The following is a 1,164-nucleotide window of genomic DNA, read 5'->3' as shown; positions in this document are numbered from 1 at the left end:
CGCTGGCAGCCGCCCGCCATCGCGTTTCCGGTGGTCTGGACAGCGCTCTACGCGGACCTCGCCGTGAGTTCGGCCGTGGCACTGGACAGCAACGATGTGCCCGACATCCCCGGCGGCAAAACCGCACAGCGGCAGATCCGCGCCTACCGGGGTGCCCTGGCCGCGAACCTCGTTCTCAATGCCGGGTGGAGTTGGCTCTTCTGGCGTAGCCGCCGGCCGTGGCTGGCTGCGGCGGAGTGCGCCGTGCTGACGGCGAGCAGCGCCGACCTGGTGCGGCGGACGTACAAACTCAACCGCGGCGCCGGTGTGGCTCTGGCACCCTACGCGCTGTGGTGCGGATTCGCCACGGTGCTGTCGATGGCAATCGCGGGACTCAACCCCCGGGCGGTCGGCCGGCAGGGGTAGTCCGCCGGTTCAGCGCCCGGCCACGAGCGTGTCCCGGATCTCGCGGCGGAGCACCTTGCCGATAAGCGAGCGGGGAAGGGAATCGAGCACCACCACCCTGCGCGGCACCTTGTAGGCGGTCAGGTGCTTCCGGGCAAAGGCGAGGAGCGCGTCAGGATCGATGGTGGTGCCCGGGATCGGCACCACGGCGGCAACGACGTCCTCGCCGCCGCCGGTGCGGGGCATCCCAACGACCGAGACTTCCGAAACGCCCGGGAAAGTGGCGATGACGTCCTCCACCTCGCTGGGCGAGACATTGAAGCCCCCCGTGATGATCAGTTCCTTGATCCGGTCCCGGATCGTCACGAAGTAGTCGTCGTCCACCGAGACGATATCGCCGGTGCGGAACCAGCCGCCGTCGAGCAGGGCCTCCTCGGTCTCTTCCGGCCGGTTCCAGTATCCGGTGAACACCTGCGGGCCTCGGATCAGGAGTTCCCCCTCCTCGCCCGGGGCTCGGTCCAGCGCGACGTTCCGGGGGTCCACCACCCGGATGTCGGTCAGCGGGAACGGAACCCCCACGGTGCCCGGCTTGCGGCTGGGGCCGAAGGGGTTGCCAACCGCGATCGGGGAGGTTTCGGTCAGTCCATAGCCCTCGATCAGGTAGCCGCCGGTCGCGTTCTCCCAGGTCTCCACTGTCGCCGTGGGCAGGTTCATGGCGCCGGAGATGGAGAAGCGGATGCTTTCCAGCCCGATGCCGCGTTCCGCCGCGGCGGCGGCGAT

The 1,164-nt window shown here is 69.3% G+C and carries 2 protein-coding genes; one reads left to right on the top strand and one right to left on the bottom strand.

The window, feature by feature from the left end; all coding sequences use genetic code 11:
- A partial coding sequence (locus K789_RS0103590; protein ID WP_024365564.1) for a TspO/MBR family protein occupies positions 1-405 on the top strand: 405 nt, incomplete at its 5' end.
- 9 nt (positions 406-414) lie between these two features.
- Here the strand turns inward: K789_RS0103590 and K789_RS0103585 are convergent.
- Positions 415-1,164, bottom strand: a 750-nt coding sequence (locus K789_RS0103585; protein ID WP_024365563.1) for an AMP-binding protein, incomplete at its 5' end; no start/stop codon positions are given.

Origin of the sequence: Arthrobacter sp. TB 26, assembly GCF_000427315.1 — a bacterium.
Classification (GTDB): Bacteria; Actinomycetota; Actinomycetes; order Actinomycetales; family Micrococcaceae; genus Arthrobacter.
This window is presented reverse-complemented; position numbering and strand designations above follow the sequence as displayed.